General features: G+C 39.4%; 1 protein-coding gene. It reads right to left on the minus strand.

Going from position 1 to position 5,382, the window contains the following annotated elements; translation table 11 throughout:
- A partial coding sequence (locus BAZSYMA_RS01635) for a BspA family leucine-rich repeat surface protein (RefSeq protein WP_241502518.1) occupies positions 1-5,360 on the minus strand: 5,360 nt, incomplete at its 3' end.
- Positions 5,361-5,382 lie beyond the last annotated feature (22 nt).

Genomic DNA, 5,382 nt, shown 5'->3' on the forward strand with positions numbered 1-5,382 from the left:
TTAATAGTCCAGTGATAGGTGTCTATTAAATATTGTCTGGCAGTGGCATCAGTGTAGTTTGCGATACCCCAAGTAACATCGCTCTGGATAGCGCTCTCACCAGCAGTAGTATCAAGTTTTGCCCAACCACGCAAGGTGTTATCCATATTGTCTATAGTCATTGCACTGCCATTGAACATACGAGTTGCCCCTGTTAAACTCGAAATATTCCAATGACCAATGTTTTGGTTAAAGGCTTCTGCATTTATAAACATCCAATCCATATTAGTCACCTTGCTAACTTCCCAATTACCAATGTTTTGGTTAAAGATTTTGGTACTTCCAAACATCCAATCCATAGCAGTTACCTTGCTAACATCCCATTTACTAATGTCTTGGTTAAAGACATGTGTTTCATAAAACATCCAACTCATAGTGTCCACCTCGCTAACCTCCCAATTTCTAATGTCTTGGTTAAAGGCTTGTGCCCCAGAAAACATATGGTACATATTAGTCACCTTGCTAATATCCCATTTACTAATGTCTTGGTTAAAGGCGTGTGTTTCAGAAAACATATAAGACATGTCAACCACTTTGCTAACATCCCAACTGCTAATATCTTGGTTAAAGATGGTTGCACCTCTAAACATGCCAGTCATGTCGGTCACCTTGCTAACATTCCAATTGCTAATATCTTGGTTGAAGACGACTGCATCATTGAACATATCATACATATCAGTCACATTGCTAACATCCCAACTGCCAATATCTTGATTAAATACATGTGCCCTACAAAACATTGAACTCATAACAGTTACTGCGCCAACATTCCAATTGCTAATATCTTGGTTAAAAGAAGTTGCTGCATCAAACATATGATGCATACTAGTCACCTTGCTAACATCCCAACTGCCAATATCTTGGTTAAAGGAATTGGCATCAATAAACATCCATTCCATATTAGTCACCTTGCTAACATCCCAATTGCCAATATATTGGTTAAAGGCGTTTGCGTTAGAAAACATATATTGCATATCAGTCACATCACTAACATCCCAATTGCCAATATATTGGTTAAAGACATTGGCATTAGAAAATGCTCTGTACATGCTATCTGCATGAGATACATCCCAATTGCTTAAATCAATATCAGAGTATTTGCCAATATCAATCCGATCGCCTAAAGTCCTAATTTTGGTTATATTTTTAGCGATGGCAGTATTGGCATTACCAGCAATATTTGTAAAGGTGTTTGCTGCAACCGTAATAGCAACATTAGAATGTTCTCCACCTAGGCTTGGCGTTACTCTAATGGTGTATTGAGTCTCACTTACTTTAGTAAATGAGCCTGAATCAATAGTGCCATGTACAATACCAATATCATCTATGGTAAATGACCCGTCTCTAATGGATTCACTAAAATTAAATGTGATTTCATTGCTGTTAATATAGGGACTACCACTGATTGTATTTTTGTCAACATATATACCACCACTGCCTGTAATCGCCAGAGTTGGTCCAGTGCTCTCAAGCACCAAGTTACCATTAGCAATCATATTGGTTAACAAATTGGCAGTATAAGCAATATTTTTTAAAATAATGGTTACCGAGCTACCAGATACGCCAGTACCGTCATGGTCAATAGTCAGTTTAGTGTGAGTGCCATCAGCAGCAGCTGTGACAAAATCACTCAAATTAGAAGTAGCGCTATACCCTATCAATAAGTCGCTAAGGTTAATGATGTCTGCGTTAGTGTTTGTTGTTGTATTACCTAGTGTAAAGTCAGTAATGGTATCATTGCCTGCGTTTTTAAAACCGTAATCAAAGATGTCTCTACCACCTGCACCGGTTAAGGTGTCATTGCCCGCACCGCCAACTAAGATGTCATCTGTAGTGCCACCAGTCAGTGTGTCGTTACCACCTAAGCCGTGTAGTGTGGTTTGTTTGGCAGTTGTGTTAAGTGTGTTAGCGTTATTATTGCCCTGTTTCGACCTTTCGCCATAAAAACCGCCATAACCATTACCAACAACACTCCAGTGATAGGTGTCTATTAAATATTGTCTGGCAGTGGCATCGGTGTAGTTTACGATACCCCAATTAACATTGCTCTGAATGGCGGTCTCTCCTGCGGCAGTATCAAGCTTTGCCCAGCCACGCAAGGCGCTATCCATATTATCTATAGTCATTGAATTGGCTGCAAGCATACCCGATGCATCCGTTAAACTTGAAATATCCCAACTGCCAATATCTTGGTTAAAGTCATGTGCGTGAAAAAACATCGCTTGCATATTAGTCACTTTGCTAACATCCCAACCGCTAATATCTTGGTTAAAGTCAACAGCCTTCCAAAACATTCCATGCATATCAGTCACCTTACTAACATTCCAACTGCCAATGTCTTGGTTAAAGTTGTCTGTATGATAAAACATCCCATGCATATCAGTCACCTCACCAACATCCCAACTGCCAATGTCTTGGTCAAAGGAGATTGCGCCTTTAAACATAGAAGACATATCAGTCACCTTACTAACATCCCAACTGCCAATCTCTTGGCTAAAATTAAGTGCATTAACAAATGCTTTGTTTGCATTGCTTACATGAGACACATCCCAATGGGTTAAATCAACATCAGAGACTCTAACATCAATATCAATCAGATCTTTTAAAGTGTTAATTTGGGTTATGTTTTTAGTGATGGCAACATTAGCATTGCCAGCAATATCTGTAAAGGCGTTTGCTGCAACCGTAATAGCAACATTAGAATGCTTTCCACCTAAGTTTGGCGTTACTATAATCGTGTATTGAGTCTCACTTACTTTAGTAAATGAATCTGAATGAATCGTGCCATTAACAATACCAATATCATCCACGGTAAACGACCCATCTTTAATGGCTTTACTAAAATTAAATGTGATTGTATTGGCAGCAGTATTTTTGCCACCACTACCTATGATCGTCAGGGTTGGACTCGTATCAAGCACTAAGTTGCCATTAGCAATCAAACCAGTCAACAAATCAGTTCTATAGGCAACATTTTTTAAAGTAACGGTTACTAGGTTATTAAGTGCTCCAGTGCCATCATGGTCAATAATTAGTTTAGTGTTAGCACCTTCGTCAACAACTGTTATAAAATCACTTAGATTAGAATTGGAATCATATCCTATCAACAAGTCGCTAAGGTTAATGATGTCTGCGTTCGTGTTTATACTTGTATTGCCTAACGTGAAGTCAGTAATAGTGTCATTGCCTGCGTTTTTAAAACCGTAATCAAAGATATCTCTACCACCTGCACCAGTTAAGGTGTCATTGCCCGCACCGCCAACTAAGATGTCATCTGTAGTGCCACCAGTCAGCGTATCATTACCACCTAAGCCGTGCAGTATGGTTTGTTTGGCAGTTGTGTTAAGTGTGTTAGCGTGATTATTGCCCTGTATCGTCTTGCTGCCATCAAAACTGCCGCCACTAATAGTCCAGTGATAGGTGTCTATTAAATATTGTCTGGCGGTGGCATCGGTGTAGTTTGCGATACTCCAGCCAACATCATTTTGGATAGCACTCTCACCAGCAGCACTATCAAGCTTTGCCCAGCCACGCAAAGTGCTGTCCATATTATTTAGAGTCATTGAAGTGTCTTTAAACATATGTATTGCATTTGTTAAACTTGAAATATCCCAATTGCCAATGTCTTGGTTAAAGGCTTTGGTATTCCAAAACATCCATACCATAGTAGTCACCTTACTAACATCCCAATTACCAATATCTTGGTTAAAGGCGTTTGCGTCAAAAAGCATATAAGACATATTAGTCACTTTACTAACATCCCAACTGCCAATGTTTTGATTAAAGATGGTTGCGGCATGAAGCATATAAGTCATATTAGTTACTTTACTAACATCCCAGTCACCAATGTTTTGATTAAAGGCTTTTGCACTAAGAAACATATGATTCATATTAGTCACTTTACTGACATCCCAACTACCAATGTCTTGGTTGAAGGCAGTTGCATTAAAAAATGCTCGGCTTGCATCAGTTACATGAGACACATCCCAATGGGTTAAATCAACATCAGAGCCTTTACCATCAATATCAACGGACTCTTTTAAATTTTTAATTTTGGTTATATTTTTAGTGATGGCAGTATTAGCATTGCCAGCAATATCTGTAAAGCTGTTTGCTGCAACCGTAATACCGACATTAGAATGCTTTCCACCTAGGTTTGGAGTTACTATAATGATATATTCAGTTGCATTTACTTGGGTAAATGAACGTGGATGTATAGTGCCATTTGTAATGCTAATATCATCCATGGTAAACGACCCGCCTCTAATGGCTTCACTAAACCTAAACATGATTGTATTGGCAGTAGTATCTGCACCACCACTGCCTAGAATCATCAAGGTTGGTCCAGTGCTCTCAAGCACCAAGTTACCATTAGCAATCATATTGGTTAACAAATTGGCAGTATAAGCAATATTTTTTAAAATAATGGTTACCGAGCTACCAGATACGCCAGTACCGTCATGGTCAATAGTCAGTTTAGTGTGAGCACCATCAGCAGCAGCTGTGACAAAATCACTCAAATTAGAAGTAGCGCTATACCCTATCAATAAGTCGCTAAGGTTAATGATGTCTGCGTTAGATCTTGTTGCTGTATTGCCTAGTGTGAAGTCAGTAATGGTATCATTGCCTGCGTTTTTAAAACCGTAATCAAAGATGTCTCTACCACCTGCACCAGTTAAGGTGTCATTGCCTGCACCACCGATTAAGATGTCATTTGTGGTACCGCCAGTCAGTGTGTCGTTACCACCTAAGCCGTGTAGTGTAGTTTTTGTGGCAGTTGTGTTAAGTGTGTTAGCGTTATTATTGCCCTGTATCGTCTTGCTGCCATCAAAATTGCCAGCATTAATAGTCCAGTGATAGGTGTCTATTAAATATTGTCTGGCGGTGGCATCGGTGTAGTTTGCGATACTCCAAGCAACATTACTCTGGATAGTGCTCTCACCAGCAGCGGTATCAAGCTTTGCCCAGCCACGCAAAGTGCTATCCATATTATTTAGAGTCATTGCACTGCCATTAAACATACCCGTTGCATTTTTTAAACTCGAAATATCCCAACTGCCAATATCTTGGTTAAAGGCACTTGCGCTATGAAACATCGCTTGCATATTCGTCACTTTGCTAACATCCCAACTACCAATATCTTGGTTAAAGACATTGGCGTCCCAAAACATTCCATGTGCATTAGTCACTTTACTAACATCCCAACTGCCAATATCTTGGTTAAAGGCAGTTGCTCTATAAAACATTCCAGATATGTCGTTCACCTTGCCAACATCCCAATTGCCAATGTCTTGGTTAAAGATGGTTGCGTTATAAAACATATAAGATATATCAGTTACCTTG

Source organism: Bathymodiolus azoricus thioautotrophic gill symbiont (assembly GCF_001298715.1).
Lineage (GTDB): Bacteria > Pseudomonadota > Gammaproteobacteria > PS1 > Pseudothioglobaceae > Thiodubiliella.